We start from the raw sequence: 19159 nt of genomic DNA, 5'->3' as shown, positions 1-19159 counted from the left end.
ATTTTTTCAGATCAGTTTAAGCGATTCAGGTAGAGAAATTATTTTCAGAAGAGAAAACGAGAGGTGTGATTTAGAATGCAAGAGACTATTCATCCTGTGTATTTTATTCATGGGACAGAAACATTTATAATTGATGAAGCGTTGAAAGAGATAACGCGAAAAGCGATATCTGAAGAGGACATAGAGTTCAATGTTTCCGTATATGACATGGAAGAAACGCCTGTAAATGCAGCAATTGAAGAAGCTGAAACCATGCCCTTCTTAGGAGATAGAAAGCTTATTATATGCAAAAATGCGTACTTTTTATCAACTACTAATGTAAAGACAAAAATAGATCATAGCCTAGATCGTTTGGAAGAGTATGTTCATAATCCTGCTCCTCATTCAGTATTTGTTATTGTATCTAATTACGAAAAAATAGATAAGCGTAAAAAACTTCCCAAAAAGTTGCTAAAAGAATCCGCTGTAATAGAAGCAAATGTTTCTAATCCAACGGCTGCTACCCGTTTCGTGGAAGAATCAGCGATGAAATTTGGAGTGAAAATAACATCCAATGGGTGTGGAAGGTTGTTGCAGATGACGGGTGTAAATCTCCTTCTTTTACATAATGAGATTGAAAAAATGTCTTCCTATGTGGGAGAGGGTGGAATAATAAACGAGGATGTGGTAGATCTCCTTGTTGCAAAAACTTTAGAACAGTCTGTGTTTACTTTGGTAGACAAAGTAATGAAACGTCAACACAAAGAAGCTTTTGGTATGCTTCAGGATTTATTTCGCCAAAAAGAGGAACCAATAAAAATTTTATCCCTTCTAACACGTCAAATTCGTATTATTCTTCATGTTTCTATATTGGAGAAAGAAGGGGTATCTCAAAAAGATATAGCTGCTCGGCTTAAATTGCATCCATATGCAGTAAAAGTAGCCATGCAACAAAGTCGCCAGTTTTCGCAGAGAGCTCTTTTGTTAGCCCTTGAAAAAGCAGCTAATGCTGATTTTTCTATGAAAACAGGAAACGACCAGGTAATGACTCTTGAAGTGTTTATTAGCAGTTTATAAATTACAGATACTTAAGAGATATTTCTATAGGGTTAAATACAAAAGAATACTACGTGAGTGATTAAGAAGAGATACGGAACATATACGTGTCTCTTTTGCTTTTAATAAGACATTTACATGAATCTTAATAAACAATAAGGATGTGGATATAAGATATGAACTTTTTTGACATTAGAGCTGAAGAAATAGAGAGACAATTTTTCCGTCGCTATAAACGGGGGTTGCATTTTTTGACAGGGAATAAAAAACAAAATGAGATAATAACAGTTTCCGCAAGTGCGATTATAGTTAAATCTTTAAAAGGAAAGAACCGTAATAAAATTAATCGGAAGAATGTTAGAAAAGCAATTGCATATTTGCTATTTAAAAGAACAGGTACTCGAAAAGACTTAGAACAGTTTTCAAATTTTAATTCCGCATTAATGGGATTGTTAAAGATGATTCTTATTGAAATTGCCAAAATCCATAAAACTGTAAAAGGGAAACTTCGAATTACAATTAAAGGTGTGCGTTTCTTTTTTAGTGGATTAGATCGTTCAGGTAGAGAAGATAAAGATTCGATTATTGAAGGAGGGGCAAAATTTATTTTATGCTCGTACTTCTATTTACGTGAAAAAGGTGTAAAAGCATTACACAGATTGTTTGAATTTATAAAAGAAAACAACCTGTATTTGCTTATTGATTCAGGAGAATATTCTAGGTTTAAAGCGAGTCAAAAAGGAAAGGTTCTTACCCCAATTAAACCTCTGGATTATGGAAATTTTATTAAAAAGTATAAAGAATTTCTTTGGGGATACATGAATCTTGATGTTACAGGTGATCCCATCCAATCAAAGGAGAATTTTGATTGGTTAAAAGAACACACTCAAATATCTCCTATTCCTGTATGGCATTGTGATACAAAAGATTGGAGGAAAAGCAGATGGGATGCACTTGAACAAATGATAGAAGAAGATCACGAGTTAATTGCTATTGGTGGTACAGTACACTTAGGCAAAAATATAGGAGTATATCGACAAAATGAAGTGAAGGACCGATTGTTTCACGAAATTTTCACTAGATTTCCCGACCAAAACTTTCATTGGCTAGGGGGATCAAGCTCAATACTTCTGAAGTATCCTTTCGTTTCTGCCGACTCCTCTGGCTGGTTGGAAGGGAGAAAGAGTCGTCAAATATATAACTTCCATGATAATGATATATTTACAGAAAAAAAGACGGGTTGGGAAAGTAAAGAATGTCTAGTACACAACGTAAGAGTGTTATCCTCTTTAGAGAGAATACATGAACAAGAGGGGATTCAATTGAGTCTCAATATTTCAGAAGAGTATGCCCTTACAAAACGAAACATTCAATTAAGCCTTTTCTGACATCTAGGATAAAGTGCAATTAACTCTGATTAGTTTCATCTGTAAAATTAAGAAACGATTATGTATTTGGGTATTTTATTATTAGTCGTCGTTCAATTTCTTTTGAACACGTTGCAGGTTACCATCTACAAATATGAATTCATATAGATAATTATTATCTAATATTACTTGGAAGGTTCGTTCGTTATCATGCCCTCCCTTGATCAGTTGTATAGAAGTGTATGCTTCATTCTGCTCCTGAAGAAAATCAAGAACTTGTCTATACTCTCTAAGTAAATGTTCTTCACGTTTGCTTTTTATTGGAGTAGAATTTTCAGAGTTACTTGACGCTGGATCTTCTTTATCTTTACTAGAGAAAAGAGATTTTAGTATATCGGATACTCTTTTAAAAAAAAGATCCAGTTTGGGCGGTTTCATGGTAGGCAACGACCTTTCGTAATATATGGTTTTATTGTCACTTTCTAGTAAAAAGTATGTACTTATTCATTTTAAGAAAAAACAACCGATAAAATCAATAAGTAAAATATTACATCAATGTGTTACATATGGATATCGTTCTCAATCCATAAATTAATACTATATGAATAATTTACTAGATAAGTTAGTGTCTTGTTTAAATAGGAATAACCAAAAAATAAAAGAGAAAATATACATAATAAGGAGATAGGGGAAATGAATAAACATACTAATTGGAAAATGCCATTTGCAAAGGCGGTAATCGCTGCTGGATTAATTGTAACACCAGTCTATGATTTAGTTCCGAATTTAGAGTATACAGTGTCTGCTGCCAATGTAGCAGAGACAGGTATAGATGAAAATATGAAGCAAGGGTGGGAACTATTAAATCAATGGCGTCAATCGCTCGGACTCTCTGTATTTCAGTTAAATTCTTCACTATTGGAGTCTGCCAAATCCCACGCAGAATATATGGCATATCACAACAGTGCAGACGGTCATAGTGAGCGTGAAGGATATGAGAAATTTACCGGTATTGGTCCAGAAGAGCGGGCTGAACACTTTGGATATACTGGACAAGCTACTGAAGTACTTGTTACTAAGGGTGGTCAAGCAGTTTCCGGAGTTGAAGGATTAATTGATGCGCCCTATCATCGAATTGCTATGATGGACCCTGCTTTAAAAGAGGGGGGCATCTATCAAGAGTTTGTTAATTCAGGTTGGAATCCATTGGTCATTAATATGGGGAAAGATTGGTTTGGCAATGAGGTTTCAAAAACAATCATGTATCCTTATAATGGACAGCTGGGAGTTAAGACTGGATGGCAAAATACCGAAATTCCAGATCCTCTTAGATATGAAACAAATTCATCTAAATTTGTTGGTTATCCAATTTCTGTTTCAGAATTTGGAGGGAGATCATTAAAGGCTGAAAAAGCATCTATCACAGATAGTAAGGGAAAACAAATAGAATTTTACTGCCTAGATGCTACAAAAGAATCAGTATTAAATACGATATTTCTCATTCCGAAAGAGCCACTTTCTTTAAATGAGACGTACCATGTTCAAATTGATGCTAGTTATAAATCTCCAAAAGGAGAACCTATGAAAAAGTCTTATAATTGGTCTTTTAAGACTGCTCGTACACACGCTATTAAAGGAGCGGATACTCGGGTAGCAAACGGGGGGATTAAACTAGCACAACTACACCTAACAAGCGGTGGACAACAACAGTTAAGTTATGAAGTTTATAAAGGCAGTAAGCTAATTCAATCCTTTAACACTCAAGGTGATCAACAATATAAAGGTTCGGGACTGACGGATGGAACAGACTATCGTTTAGTAGCTAAGTTAGGAAAACAGACCTGGAGTTCACCAATGAAAGTAAGCGGTTATAATCTGTCATTTTCCTCATCTATCCCAACATCTAGTGAGCTGGATAATATGGTGAGTGTTGAGGGAACAGAAAAAAGTATAGATTTATCGTCATATTTCATTGACCAAGATAGCGATACTCTGAAATACCAGGTAACTTCTTCGGATGAATCCATTGCTGAAGTATCAGTGATAGGAAATACACTTAAAGTAATGGCCAAAAAATCAGGGACAACCAATATTCTTGTCCATGCTACAGATACAAGAGAAGCGTCTGTGAGCACTTCATTCGCCGTTCAAGTAACAGAAGACGACAATGGTTCAGAAGAAAATCCTACTAATCAACCACCAAAAGCTAACAGCATACCAAACCTTAAAGGAAATAATTCTGATACCAAAACAATAAATCTATTAAACTACTTTACTGATGGCGATGGAGATAAATTGAATTTCTCTGCTACTTCTTCAAATGAAAACGTAGCAACAGTTTCAGTTAACAATGGTACATTATCTATTAAGCCAAAGAAAATAGGGCAAACAACTATTAAAGTAACTGCGGAAGATAATAAAGGTGGTAAGGCTTCAGAGTCATTCACCTATACAGTAGAAAATCGCGTGCCAAGTAGCAAAGTAATAGAAGATCATACAATGAATCTATCAGATCAACTTTATATTTTGGATTTGAATAAGTATTTTTCTGATGCGGATGGGGACAAATTAACTTATACTGCTTCATCGTCCGACAACACTAAAGCAATAGTTTCGATAAAAGAAAATCAATTAATTGTTCAACCTAAATCTTTAGGAAAAGCGGTTATTACAATTAAAGCAGATGATGGGCAAGGTGGCGTAGTAGAAAGGACATTCAATATTAGCATTAAAAATGATGCTCCTTCAACTAATCCAGGAGAAGGACCTTCTAAAGATATACCGCCTTTAGAAAAATTCAAAAAGGAGTTCAAAACATTTAAGGATATTCAATCTAATAAGTCCTTTCTTGTAACAATAAAGGGGAATCTTGATCGTTCTACCGTTACTGAAAAAACTGTATTTGCCTTAGATAACTTCGGGAACTTAGTTGATATTAAGGTTGAGGCACTATCGAGCACACAAATTAGAATCATTCCTAAAAGTGGAGGATGGACAACTGGACAAACATTTACTATTTATCTTGATGATGAAATTAAAGGACTAAACGGAAAGAAATTAAAAGAACCTGTAAAATTTACATTTACTGTTCAATAAAAAATGATAAAAACCTTCTCTATTGCAAATAGAGAAGGTTTTTTTAAATTTGCTCTTCAAATTTCAGAGTTTCCCTTCATATTTACTTGCAGAAAGTATTTTCTTTATATTGAAGGGAGTTTACTTGAATGAAAAAAGAAGCATTGTCCAAGCGAAAGAAACGTCTTGCCACAGCTTTAATGGTTGCCCCTATGGTGGCAACAAGTATTCCGGTAGCAGACTTAACAGGTTTGTCAGAAGTAGGGAAGGCCGAAGCCGCTGGAGTATTTGCTGGGGGAGACGGGACTGCGGCTAATCCGTATTTGATTGCTAGTGCGTCCCAATTAAATGATATAAGGAATAACTTATCTAGTCACTTTAAGTTAACTACAAATATTAATTTATCAGGCATTGAATGGCAACCAATAAACGGATTTACAGGCGCATTTGATGGGAACGGTTATGAAATTCATAACCTAACGATTAATTCAAAGGAAAATTATAGTGGGCTTTTCAGCCAAACAGGGGCAATCATCAAAAACTTAGGGCTAGTTAATCCGAATGTGAAATCAAGTGGCTACTATACAGGTTCACTCGCGGGAAAATTAACAGGTAATGTAGAAAATGTGTATGTCCGTGGGGGGAGAATTGAAGGAGTAACATTTGTTGGTGGAATTGCGGGGGATTATTATGGTTGGCAAAAGAGTATGAAGAGGGTATACAGCACTGCGGAAGTGACTGGTACCGATACTGGTGCCGGAGGTCTGGTAGGTACTCATACATCTGGTACAATAAAGGACGCTTATTCAACCGGAAAAACAACAGGAAAGCAGCAGGTAGGCGGTTTAGTAGGGAGCCTGAATGCTAGTGGAGTTACAAATCTAGAAAATGCCTTTGCCACAGGAGCTGTTGAAGGAACAAGCCAAGTAGGTGGAGTTGTCGGGTACAACAGTTATGGGACACTAAAAAGTGTATTTGCATTAAATCCATCAGTAAAAGGAACAACGGTAGTTGGTAAAGGAATTGGAAAAGTTGTTGAGCAAACTTCACAGGATGTTTCAATTCTTGACAAGATGGGAGGCAACGGTGCTGTTAACTATGAAACCCAGCTTATCGAAGAGGAAAAGGTAACTGACAGTCAATCATATAGTGGATTTGACTTTACGAACGTGTGGGAACCGGGAAAGAATGATCTACCGCAGCTTCGATTTAAAAATAATCCTGATCTTATAAAACCAAAATATGAGAAAAAGATCACTGTGGTTATCCATGATGGAAAGTTATATAACCCTGTCTATGATGCAGAGGATTTAAAAATTATTCGAGAAAACAATCCTTATGTTCTCTTGAATGATATTAACTTATCTGAAATTGAGTGGCAGCCAATAAAAGATTTTTCAGGCATATTTAACGGGAATGGCTTTGAAATTCATAACCTTACGATTAATTCAAAGGAGCATTATAGTGGGCTTTTCGGCCAAACAGGAGCAACCATCAAAAACTTAGGGTTAGTTAATCCGAATGTGAAATCAAGTGGCTACTATACAGGTTCACTCGCGGGAAAATTAACAGGTAATGTAGAAAATGTGTATGTCCGTGGGGGGAGAATTGAAGGAGTAGCATTTGTTGGTGGAATTGCGGGGGATTATTATGGTTGGCAAAAGAGTATGAAGAGGGTATACAGCACTGCGGAAGTAACTGCTTCTGATGCTGGTGCCGGAGGTCTGGTAGGTACTCATACATCTGGTACAATAAAGGACGCTTATTCAACCGGAAAAATAACAGGAAAGCAGCAGGTAGGCGGTTTAGTAGGGAATCTTAATGCTAGTGGGCCTACAATTGTGGAAAATGCTATTACAGCAGGAATCGTTGAAGGAACAAACCAAGTAGGTGGAATTGTCGGATACAGTAGGTATGGGACACTAAAAAGTGTATTTGCATTAAATCCATCAGTAAAAGGAACAACAGCAGTTGGTAAAGGAATCGGCGGCGCTGAGGGTACAGATGTAAAATCCATGTATTCTTATAATGGGATGGAAGGTAGCGGTAATAATAATCAAATAAGTGGAGAAATATCTAAAGAACAGTCCTTAAGTAAGACAAGTTATATATCAGATGGTAGCTTTGATTTTATGGATTCAGAAAACTCACCAGTATGGGGGATTGATGAGGGTAAGACCTTACCATATTTGCTTTTTTCACCCTCTAAAATAGTGTATAATCCTGAAACTGGAACTTGGATAAGTGAGAATAAACCACCAGAATCTACTGCAGTTCCAGATCAAACACTGGAAATTGGAACGAATGCGGTGATTGATTTATCTCAGTATTTTAGTGATCCGGACGGAGATGACCTTTCTTATTCTGTAGAGCTAAGCGATGACACAGTAGCTTCATATGTAATTTCTAATGGTCAACTGACTTTAACCCCATTAAAAGAAGGACAAACCACTCTAACTGTGACAGCGGCAGATGGGAAAGGCGGTACGACTACTCAGGAAATAAAATTATCTGTGAAGAAGAAAGAAACATATGTAGATGTGACTTTCCACTGGCTGCCGGTGAAGAATGCGGTAAGCTTTAAAATTAATCGGAATGGCTCGCTCTTGGGAGAAGTATCAGGCAACCAAACATCTTATACGGATCATACAGCGAAATTGGGCGAAACGTACCGTTATCGAGCCGTTCCTGTGTATGAAGATGGTTCTGAAGGGGAACCAATTGAAATTGAAGATATTGTAGTAGAAACAGATAAACCGATTGACGTACCGGCTCCAGAACCGGAGAATCCGACTGATCCAACCGATCCAACCGATCCAGAAAATCCAACGGACCCGAGTCCAGTTGATCCAACTGATCCGGAAAATCCGACAGAGCCGAATCCGGTTGATCCAACTGATCCAGAAAATCCAACGGAACCAAATCCGACTGATCCAACCGATCCAGAAAATCCGACGGACCCGGAGCCAACTGATCCAGAGAACCCAACGGACCCGAATCCAGTTGATCCAACTGATCCAGAAAATCCAACGGAACCAAGTCCGACTGATCCAACTGATCCTGAAAAACCGGCAGACCCGAAACCGTCGATCCCGCCAATCATCGGAGAGGATTTCATTACACTGGAATGGTACGCCATTGACGGGGCAGCTTACTATGAAATTCATCAGGATGGCCAAAAGGTGCACACGCAGAAGGAAAATGGCACAGACTTTTACAGCCATACTTTAGAGGGGCTGAAAAAGGGCGCAAAATATCATTTTGAAATCATTCCGTTTGCCGCAGATGGCACGGAAATGGACGATGATGCCATTGAAGTGGGCGATGTAGAAGTCCATCCAGCAATGGATCTTATCACAAAAGTGACTGGCAATGAAGTAGCGGTTGAGTGGTCCTCTCATCCAAAAGCGGCTGCCTACCTAGTCACTGTGAAGGATATGAAGGGACAAGTGGTGGAAGAAACCCAAGTGAAGCCGGCAGAAACGTCGTTCTTTCTTGCGAATGCCGGACAGTACCGCGTACAGGTTCAGCCTTTGGATGACAAAGGAGAGAAAATGGCGGGCGCTTCCACGGTCTTTAACATTGAGAAGGACTTTATTGCCACACCGCCTCGTGACCTGAAAGCCGAAGAAGTCACAACCGACCATGTCACGCTTTCCTGGACAGGAAAAGAGAATGTGACCTATATTGTGGAACGGGATGGCCAAGAAGTGGCTCGCACCAAAGAGACCATTTGGACAGATAAGCGAGTGAAGGACGGAACCACGTACACTTACAGTGTAAAAGCGGTGGAGCACGGGCACGAAAGTGAACCGGTGACCCTGGCAGTCTCTGTTCCAGAGAAGAACCAGTCGCCAACGGCCGGCATGATCCGTCCGCAAAAAACAGTGCGCGGTGTGACTCTTGCCATGAACCTCCATGAATATTTCAGCGATCCAGATGGTGATCCGTTGACGTACCAAGTCACAATGGAAAAGAACGCGCTAGCTGGTTTTGCCCTGACCGATGGACAGCTTGTGTTTACGCCTCATCAAGTGGGCAGTTCGAAGGTGACGGTTCGGGCAGAAGATGGACGAGGTGGTTTTGTGGAAAAAACATTTATGTTTGAAGTCGAAAACCAAGCGCCTACGGCATCCGTTCTTCCAGCGATGACATTGAAAGAAGGCACACAGGAGAAAACACTGGACCTGTCCTCGCATTTTAAAGATGCGGACGGGGATGAATTGACCTTTACCCTGGAAGGAGCCAGCACAGAAGCTTATGAAGCGAAAGTGGATGGCACCACATTGAAGGTGACACCAAACGCACCGGGAACAGGCAAAGTCACGGTGACAGCTGCCGATGCCTATGGCGGCAAAGTGTCCCGTACACTCGCTGTGACAGTGGAAGCCGACCTGCCGGAAGCGCCAACCGGATTGAAGGCAGAAACGACCCATCAGAACGCCGTTCTGACATGGAAGGCGTCGCCAAGTGAGGTAGAAGGATACATTATCAAGCGAAACGGCAAAGAAATTGCCCGTACGAAAGAAACCGCCTATACGGATAATGGACTGGCTTCGGATACTTTGTACAGTTATGAAGTCACCGCCTATACTGCGAAAGGACGGGAAAGCGCACCGGCAAAAGTGACAGCGAAAACCACAGCCGCTGGCATGGCTAACGTAAAAGCGGTCTATGAAAACGGAAAAATGTCTGTTTCCTGGTCAGCCTATGAAAAAGGCGGAGAGCCAGCGAGCCTGTACAAAGTACAGCGCTATATTCGATTGGAAGATGGTACGTTCAAAGCGGACGGCGCTTCGCAAAATGTGAAGGATACGTCTTTCCAAGACACCAAAGCAGTAACGGAAGGAGCTGTTTACCGGTACGAAGTCACTCCGCGAATCGGTACAAAAACTTTGTTTGAGGCAGCCGGAACCTCCAATGAAGTGCAGGTGCCAAAACAAACTGGCGGTGGACAGGAAGAAGAAGCTACGGTACAAAATGTACAGGCAAAAGCCCAAGATGGCAAGGTTCTTCTAACCTTTGATGCCTTAACAATGAAGGGAGAAACTCCTTCTTTGTACCTGATTAAACGGTATGTGAAGCAAGACGACGGTTCGTTCCGCAAGGAAAGCACTCAATATCAGACAAGCAGTACGTCCTATGAAGATACACGGGTGCAAGAAGGGGCGACCTATCAATATGAAGTCATCCCTCGATTTGGCACGAAAACGGTGTTTGAAGCCGCTGGCTTCTCCAATGAAGTCACACTGGCGGCAAAAGACGCGCCGGAAACAGGCGGCACAACGGAAGAAGAGCTGGTAAATGAGGATGTAGGCGGCTTAATCATTCATATGAATGGCACAGAAGCCGAATTGTCCTGGCCAGCTGTCGAAGGGGCGGACCGCTACCGTGTGGGCGCCTATGTAAAAGGGGAAGACGGCAAATGGAAGCCGCTCACCTATCCGCAAAATGCGATCGGCACAAGCACAACCTTTAAAGGATTGCCGGAAAATACAGAGGTGAAGTTCATGGTGTCTCCTCGGATCAACTATGTGTATGACTATACTCAACGGGTAGATGGTTCTGAGCAGAGCGGAGAGCTGCCAAAGCCACCGGAGAAAGAGCCGGAAGCGCCGGTTGAAACAGTCACACCAGCCGCTGTGACGGCCACTGTGACTAAGGACGGGCAGTATGTCATCACTCCGTCCAAAACGGAAGGGCTTGACGGGTACCGGATTCAACGCTATGTGAAGCAGGAAAACGGCTCCTATACCAAGGACGGTTCTTCCAGAACCATCAGCGGCACAGACCCTTATGTGGATACCACGGTGAAGAAGGGGAACGTCTACCGATATGAAGTGAAGCTTCGGATTAATCGCTCATACGAGCGAGACGCACATCTGTTAGATGATGTCACGTTCCAGGAAAGCGGCAAGCCTGCGTTGTTCTTCCCTCAGCAAGAAGGCGGCATCTATATCGTTCAACGGTATACGGAAGATGGTGAAAAGTATGGCGAACCGGTCGAAGTAAAGGAATCCTTCTTTATTGAAGAAGAAGAAGGCGACTTTAAATATGAAGTGTCATTAAAAAAATAAGTTTCAATGCTAATAGCAAGCAATAGTAAAAAAACATGTTAGCAATATAAAAAAGCCCGGCAGAAGAGAAATATCAACTTCTGCGGGGCTTTTTCGATTTTAGTACGAAAAGGTATAGTATCATATGAAAAATTTGAGCAAAGAAAAAAATTTATCCTTCTAATATCTGAGAATCACGTCATCATTTCTACAAAGATAATTTTAAATAATTGACTCGAACCTAACAAAAAGTAGTGGAGGGTGTTTAATTATATGAAAACGTCATTTAAACAGGATTGGAAACTTCGAAGCTACCGGAAAATTGTGAAATCAGTTTTAGCTTTAGAAGAAGAATATGGTGCTTTGAGTGATAAGGAACTACGTGCTAAAACAACTCAATTTAAACAACAGCTTAAGGAAGGAAAGGAATTGAATGACCTCCGAATAGAGGCGTTTGCAGCAGTAAGGGAAGCTGCCTATCGAGTATTGGGTTATCGTCATTTTGATGTACAGCTTATTGGAGGTTTGGCATTAGTTGAAGGGAACGTCGCGGAAATGAAAACAGGAGAAGGGAAAACCCTTACTACCACTCTTGCTGCATATCTTCGAGCTCTTGAAGAGAAAGGCGTTCACATAATCACAGTTAATGAGTATTTAGCGGAGCGTGATTGTAAGGCAATGGCTCCTATACATGAAATGCTTGGCTTAAAAGTAGGTATGAATATGGAAGGGATGAAACCTGAAGAAAAAAAAGCTGCCTATCTATGTGATATTACATACGGTACAGGTAATGAATTTGGCTTTGACTATCTTAGAGATCATCACGTGTATTACAATCATCAGAAAGTACAACGTCCATTTCATTATGCAATTATAGATGAGATAGATAGTGTACTAATTGATGAAGGACGTACACCTTTGATCTTGGCTGTCCCCTTTCTTACGGATCAATCCTTATTACAAGATTGTCAGCGGTACATCACCATGTTGAAAAAAGGTACTCATTATGAAAAGGAAAAAGAAAGTAAAGTTGCTGTATTAACAGAGGAAGGAATTTCTTATTTAGAAGATCAAATGGGAATTTCTAATTTATATGATATAGAAAATAGAGCATTATTACACCGATTAAATCAAGCGTTAACAGCCAATGTCTCAATGAAAAAAGAAGTAGACTATATCGTATCAAAAGAAGGGAAAATTGAATTAATTGCTCCAACAACAGGTCGAATAATGGAAGGACGTAGTCTTAGTAATGGTTTACATCAAGCAATTGAAGCAAAAGAAGGGGTGGGTCTAACGCTTGAAAATCGAACACAATCTGTTGTGACACTTCAGCACTTCTATCAAAAATATCCAATACTAGCGGGCCTTACAGGTACTGCTAAAACAGAAGAAAGAGAATTGTACAATCTTTACGGTGTGAAAGTTGTTACGATTCCTACAAATAAACCTGTGATAAGAGAAGATCATAAGGATGAGATATACCAAACAAAAGACCAAAAATACAAAGCCATTGTACAAAGAATTAGTGAAGTCTTTCGTACAGGTCGTCCTGTATTAGTAGGTACAGTTTCAATTGAGCAATCATTTGAATTAGCTAAGTATCTTGATGAAACAGATATACCATTTGAAGTACTCAACGCTCATTCCTCCGAACACGAAGCTCAACTAATTAGACGGGCAGGGCAATATGGAAATGTTATGATTGCTACAAATATGGCTGGTCGTGGCACGGATATTTTACTAACACCGGAAACTAAAAGATTGGGAGGATTATATGTCATTGGGACAGAAAGGCATGAGAGTCGTCGCATTGATTTACAGATGATTGGTCGTGCTGGTCGTCAAGGAGAGCCAGGGGATTCAATCTTTATGACTTCTTTAGAGGATGATTTATTCATTAGAAATATTAATGAAAATAGAAAGGAGTGGCTTCAAACTCTAAAAGCAGATGAAAATGGACGAATTATAAAGGAAAAGAAAGTTCGTTCTTTTACTGATCATTTACAAAAAGTGTGCGAATCTATACACTATACATCACGTGATTATATGATGAAATTAAATAGTGTAATTAATGCGCAGCGCGACCATTTGTATGACTTAAGAAATACCTTGTTAGATCAAAAGAGTTATCGATCTTTGTTAAATGATGCAATCTCCTTCACGATTGGCAGAGTCTTAGAGGATTATATGGAACAGTTGGCGTTATTTGGTGATGAAGAATATATAGATCCTCCTGAATCTGTCCTATTAGAGAAACTACATAGTATTCTTCCAATAGAGACTATTCCTGAATTAAAAGAAGTGAGCAAAAGGCAACTACATGAATTTCATAAAAGTTTAGACTTATTAAGTAGCACCATGCTCGATGAGACAGAGGAAGAAGTGCTTGAGCTTTGTAGAATTCAATCAATCCAGATCATAGATAGTCAATGGTTAGATCTGATTGATATTATGGAACATTTACAAGAAGGTATTCATAACAATTCGTATGCACAGGAGCAGCCACTTCGAGCTTATATGATGGAAGGTCATACAGTTTTTCTTCATATAGAAGAAAAACTAATGAAAAAAATCGCTCGTTGTACCGCTTCAATTATCGAGAAAGAACGTCGGGAAAAAGAAGAATTGCTTCAATCAATGAATGAAGGTATTCAAACGAAAGAGGCTGTATAAATACAAGAGTTCAATGATGGTGGATTAATTAGAATCAATTCGTATTTTAAAAGCTATTCATTACTAAAATATCCTTAACAATTAAAAGTAATGATTTCATTCAGTTTCGATTGTAGAAAGAATTAAAACTCAGTATAATGAGTATTAGCAACAATTTATTTTTCTTTTTTTCAGTTTAACAATTATAACAATAATAAAGCCCATTGGGTGATTTGATCTAACAGTAATGCCTACTGTTAATGAACAATCATTCCAATGGGCTTTTTTTGCTGTGGAAAAAAAACATTTTCAGGAGGAATAACAATGACTGCATTAACAAAAGAAAGAATCCTATCATTAAGAAAAAAAATGATCGAAAAGGAGTTTGAACAAAAGGGCATAGCTCTGGGAGTTCATGAATTTAAACTGAAGTTAAAAGATCCGGTATCTTCCTATCTTTCTTATACGCAAAAGAACCACTGGAATACTTGGTTCTACGGATCAAAGATGATGGATGAATTAGTGGAGTCACTTACCAAACAAATTAGAAAAAAAATTGAGAGTATGAAAGACTGGGACGAAACAAAAATATTCATTGAAAGTTTATTCTTTGGACAATACGAGTTAATTAGTATTCAACCGCTGTTTCAGTTGATTGAGGAGGGGCGTCAGAAAGCTGCTGCTTATCGACACTATAGAATTGACATGTCTGAACATGAGAGACAGATGGTTTCTAAGGAAGAAGAGCGTTGTCTAAAAAATGATTATGATGAAGGTATGAATGAAATAAAAAAAGCAGAGAGGAATATAGAGTTATTGGCACGAGTAGTTAACTTAAAGTATGCTACTGCCGAACAACGGACACAACTTATGAAAGAAAACATTCCGCTTCAACTTACAATTAGGAAAAGACAACCTGGTGGTAAAGGAAAAGAAGTAGAGGAATCGATTTATGGAATAATATCCGGTCCGAAGGTGAGTAAAAAAAGACATAATAGAGAGCTCTATTTTCCGAAATATGGAGCATCATCAATGGTTAAAGTTGTAGATCTACCAATCATTTTAGCTGAAGCATTTATCATCAATACATTGGAAGCTTTTTTGTTGAACAATCGAGATCACTATAGGTTTGCTCTAATGCAAACACTCTTTATGAAGTGCTTTGATCCCGAAACCAAACATTTACATCTTCCATATATAAATGAGAAGTTTCAAGCGGACCTGCATAAAGCGTTCGAAGATGCTGGTCTTATGGATCAAGTAGTTGCTATTTGGCCGCAGGGTGGCTCCGCAAAAGATATGATGGAAGCTTTCTACTTATCTACAAATGAAAAAGGACACATTGAACACATAAGGAATAATCTAGTGCTATTTACTGCGATTCCTGAACTTTTACGTCAAGCTGGTCAGGTAGTATTGAAGACAGAGCACCTTCTTCAACAGAGATCAGATTACGCAAAATCATTTGAAACAAAAAAACACATTAACAAAAAAACACAACAAGTTATGGAAAACAATGTATACTTAGATATTTTCGGATATGTGGAATTAGATAATGATGTAGATTTGAATGTGTTCAAAAAACTTGAAGAGGAATTTGTAGCTTTTCAAAAGATTATACCTTTAATCAAAATGAAGGATCATAGCTTCCGTATTAAGAAATTAGGACACCATCGTGCAGCGGGTCTATATTTTCCTTATCATCGTGCAACGATTGTAGATATTGATTCTCCTAGTTCCTTTGCACATGAGTGGGCTCACTCTATTGATTTCACTTTCTTAGGCAGTGGATACATGTTGAGTGAAGGTCTTGCATTTCGACGGGTCCTGCATGTATATGAAGAAGTTTTACAAAGAAAAGTAGATCAGTTACCAATTGATGATCCGTTCAAACAGCAATGGGAAGGGAAATCAAAGTATAATTCTTCTTATTATCTTATGCCAACAGAAGTATTTGCTCGTTCTTTCGAGTTATATCTGTATCAGAAAAGAGTCGAGACTTCCTTTTTAAAACCCAAATATGAGGATATTGTATATCCTGAAGATCAACGCTATTTACAGGTAGTCATCTGTTATTTTGATGACTTAATGAGCCAACTTCAGAAAAGAAAGGATCAAGAAGAGGTTACCCTTATATCAAAGGTAGAAAAAAATGGGGAAATCCAACAACCAGTAGGATTAGTGACAGTTGCAAGCCTTCCGGAAAAGACATCAGAGAATTACAATGCTGAGAAAAATATAGTCCAACCAGTTATGTTAGAGAGTAATGCGGAAAGAGATTGCGTTCAATTATCGCTTTTTTAAATAAATGTTTTAAAGGAATGGAAGAAATAAATTAAGATTTTCACTAAAGAACTAAAAGCAATATCAGGAGATTCTTTCGAAGGCAGTATTTAACGAAAGATCTCCTGTTTTATTTTAAGAAAAGCACTTAATGAAATGAGGAAAAACTTCTTAAGGATTAATAGGAAAATAAGTGGAGGTACCCAGAAAATGGATTTGCTATTAATAGTAGGAACAGCTGGTTTTGTTGGGTTAGTTATTTTGTGTTTTGCTCAGGCAGAGATAAACAGGATTAAGAAAGAAGCATATAAACAAGGATTAAGAGAAGGCAGAAGTAGCCGTTGGGAAAGATCCAAATAACTCAAATAGAAAAATATTTTTAACACAATACATAGAAGAGAGAAAGGACATATCTTTATGTACACATGCCAATTTTGTGGTCTTGAAAGCACCTTTGAAAGTGGTGATTTTCAACTAGATCAATGGAATAAAGGGTTTTGGTGTGAAAGCTGTGATGGTTATACCTATATACAAGAGGATGCTGTTAAACACCGTTTTACACTTATTCTTGAGGAAAGGTCATTAAATGAATCACACATTGATCCACCGCCAATAAAGTTATCAAAAAGGCTTTCACCTTATAGATATCCTGGTGGTAAATCAAAAATGATAAATTTATTGTACTCCCATCTGCAACAAGCAAAGTCAAAAGTGTTAGTCTCTCCCTTTACTGGAGGGGGAAGCTTTGAATTAGCAATGTTAGAAGCAGGAGTTGTGGAAAAGCTATATTTAAATGATCTAGACATAGGGGTATATTCCCTTTGGTGGGTTATAAAATACATGCCATATGCACTGATTGACCGATTACAGACTATCGTACCTACTCATGAACATTTTTTTACCGCTCAAACAGCCATAAAGCAAGATTATGTAGGGTTAAATGCTGTGGAAGCGGCTTGGGCCTCATTATTGGTAAATCGGTTAGCTTATAGCGGTATAGTCAAGGCAAATCCTCTTGGCGGTAAAAATGGTAGTCAAAAGAAATTACTTTCTCGTTGGAATCCGTCAGCCCTTATTAAAAAGATTGAGAAGATTCATTGTTTAAGTGATCATTATGAAATCACACAGGAAAGAGCTGTTGAACTCATTGAGGAAGCTTATTGGCAAAGGGAAACAACAATCTTTATTGATCCCCCATATTTTAAAAAAGGGAAAGATCTTTATCATTGCTACTTCACAAAGGAAGATCATTGTAAACTTGCTTGCTTGTTAGATACATTGCATTTTGGTTTTGATGGAGCAGACATTGTTCTAACATATGATTATGAACGATGGATTGAAGGATTATATGAGTTTCCCAAAAAAGAGGTTATTGGAAGAGTTTATTCAGTATAATCAAGAATTTAAAAAAAAGCTATTGAGACAAGGGGCATGCTGTTTTTCAAAAAGCTTATTGTATAGTGATAATAAAGTTATTGAATTTTGATTAAAAAGATAAGAGCCTTACTACATTCTATATGCAGCAAGGCTCTTTAAAATTGTTTCAAATTATATCCATCTACTTATGTAATACTTAAAAAATGAATAATAAAGTTGTTTACTTCTTGTTGAACTAACGCATCCGTTAGTTTAAAATATTGCAACAAAAAAATCCTTTAGATTTTAAGCCTTTTATGTAAATGTTCTAAACTACGTATAGCAAAGGCTTTGGCATCTTTATTTTTTGATGTTGAAATTTCGTTCACTACTTCGAGTAAATAGTTATCCTCTATTGTCCCTTTGTTGTGCCCTTCTGCACATTCACTTAGGAACAACATTAAATAAAACTGGACTTTAGAGTTTGGATGTTGCCGCATTTTTTCGATCATATATCTGATTAACTCGTTATTTGTCGAGAGAACCTTAGTAAATAAACGGTCTATTTCACCTGTTTTCCCTTTTGCAATTATTGCATCGATTTTGTCATAGTAATCTTTCATTTCTTGTTGCGATAGACTCGTATCAAACATATCAATTTCGTCTTCTTCAATGTAATTGACGAGTCCAGTAATAAATTCTTCAAAATTAACTGCTAATTGAAACTCTTGTTTCTCCTCTACATCAATAAAAGTAACAGCGGGAGTTTTTCTTTTTCTATAATCTAAACAGATAAATATCGGTGGTTCTGCCGATACAATTATTAATTTTTCACTTCTTATTCCCCATTCTTTACGCAAGTATATATTATCTAATAATCCTGGATTTTCTCCAATACCATATAAATAATCTACATGCACTGAATTATTAGCCCAACTGTTGGCAGTAGATGTAGGGAAGTACTTCTTTTTTAAATAAAACCCATTCCTGTTACTCATTAAGTTAATATATAAAGTGGGCAAATCAATATTCAGCTCAAATTGTACTTTTTGAAGCATTTCTATCTCTAGTTCACCTAAAAAATATTCATCAAATTCTTCTTCCCATAAGATTAATTCCATTTCCACAACTCCCATTTTATAAATAATACTTACAATTACACTATTTCCCCAAAAAACTGATACACCTCTAATAATGTAATATAGGAAGTATTTTTTTAGTTGAAATATCCTCCAATCTGTAACTAAACTGCCCCGTTCGTATTATAAGGTCAGCCAGATTTTTCTGGTTGATCTTTTTTGTTTAGGATTTATCCTATCGGTAGCCGGGGTA

Annotated in this window: 10 protein-coding genes; 8 read left to right on the top strand and 2 right to left on the bottom strand. The window is 37.9% G+C overall.

The genetic code is table 11. From position 1 onward, the window contains the following. Positions 1-75: 75 nt before the first annotated feature. Complete coding sequence (gene holA / locus ACH0BF_RS19475; RefSeq protein ID WP_406910062.1) at positions 76-1056, top strand: DNA polymerase III subunit delta; 981 nt, start codon at positions 76-78, stop codon at positions 1054-1056. Between the two features lie 155 nt (positions 1057-1211). Next, positions 1212-2423 carry a hypothetical protein gene (locus ACH0BF_RS19470; protein WP_406910061.1) on the top strand — a complete coding sequence of 404 codons (1212 nt, stop codon included), beginning with the start codon at positions 1212-1214 and terminating at the stop codon, positions 2421-2423. A gap of 81 nt (positions 2424-2504) precedes the next feature. On the opposite strand, the gene ACH0BF_RS19465 is transcribed toward ACH0BF_RS19470, so the two are convergent. Next, positions 2505-2840 (bottom strand): hypothetical protein, encoded by a 336-nt coding sequence (locus ACH0BF_RS19465; protein WP_406910060.1) that lies wholly within the window; start codon positions 2838-2840, stop codon positions 2505-2507. Between the two features lie 255 nt (positions 2841-3095). Here ACH0BF_RS19465 and ACH0BF_RS19460 point away from each other — a divergent pair, with 255 nt between their 5' ends. The 6 genes from ACH0BF_RS19460 (at position 3096) to ACH0BF_RS19435 (ending at position 17866) form a co-directional block, all read left to right on the top strand. After that, positions 3096-5498 (top strand): CAP domain-containing protein, encoded by a 2403-nt coding sequence (locus tag ACH0BF_RS19460; RefSeq protein WP_406910059.1) that lies wholly within the window; start codon positions 3096-3098, stop codon positions 5496-5498. A 128-nt stretch (positions 5499-5626) separates the two neighbouring features. Then, positions 5627-11554, top strand: coding sequence for an Ig-like domain-containing protein (locus ACH0BF_RS19455; RefSeq protein ID WP_406910058.1), 5928 nt, complete (start codon positions 5627-5629; stop codon positions 11552-11554). 252 nt (positions 11555-11806) lie between these two features. Next, positions 11807-14209 carry a preprotein translocase subunit SecA gene (secA, locus tag ACH0BF_RS19450; RefSeq protein ID WP_406910057.1) on the top strand — a complete coding sequence of 801 codons (2403 nt, stop codon included), beginning with the start codon at positions 11807-11809 and terminating at the stop codon, positions 14207-14209. A 303-nt stretch (positions 14210-14512) separates the two neighbouring features. After that, positions 14513-16492, top strand: a complete 1980-nt coding sequence (locus tag ACH0BF_RS19445) for an LPD1 domain-containing protein (protein WP_406910056.1) — start codon at positions 14513-14515, stop codon at positions 16490-16492. 189 nt (positions 16493-16681) lie between these two features. After that, positions 16682-16831, top strand: coding sequence for a hypothetical protein (locus tag ACH0BF_RS19440; protein ID WP_406910055.1), 150 nt, complete (start codon positions 16682-16684; stop codon positions 16829-16831). 57 nt (positions 16832-16888) lie between these two features. Then, on the top strand, positions 16889-17866 hold the full coding sequence (locus ACH0BF_RS19435; RefSeq protein ID WP_406910054.1) for a DNA adenine methylase: 978 nt from the start codon (positions 16889-16891) through the stop codon (positions 17864-17866). A gap of 260 nt (positions 17867-18126) precedes the next feature. On the opposite strand, the gene ACH0BF_RS19430 is transcribed toward ACH0BF_RS19435, so the two are convergent. After that, a complete protein-coding gene (locus ACH0BF_RS19430; RefSeq protein ID WP_406910053.1) occupies positions 18127-18948 on the bottom strand; it encodes an SMI1/KNR4 family protein in 822 nt (273 codons plus the stop codon). Between the last annotated feature and the right edge of the window lie 211 nt (positions 18949-19159).

Origin of the sequence: Pseudobacillus sp. 179-B 2D1 NHS, assembly GCF_045370945.1 — a bacterium.
GTDB lineage: Bacteria > Bacillota > Bacilli > Bacillales > Domibacillaceae > Pseudobacillus.
The sequence above is the reverse complement of the archived record's forward strand: the minus strand, read 5'-3'. Positions and strand labels throughout refer to the sequence as shown.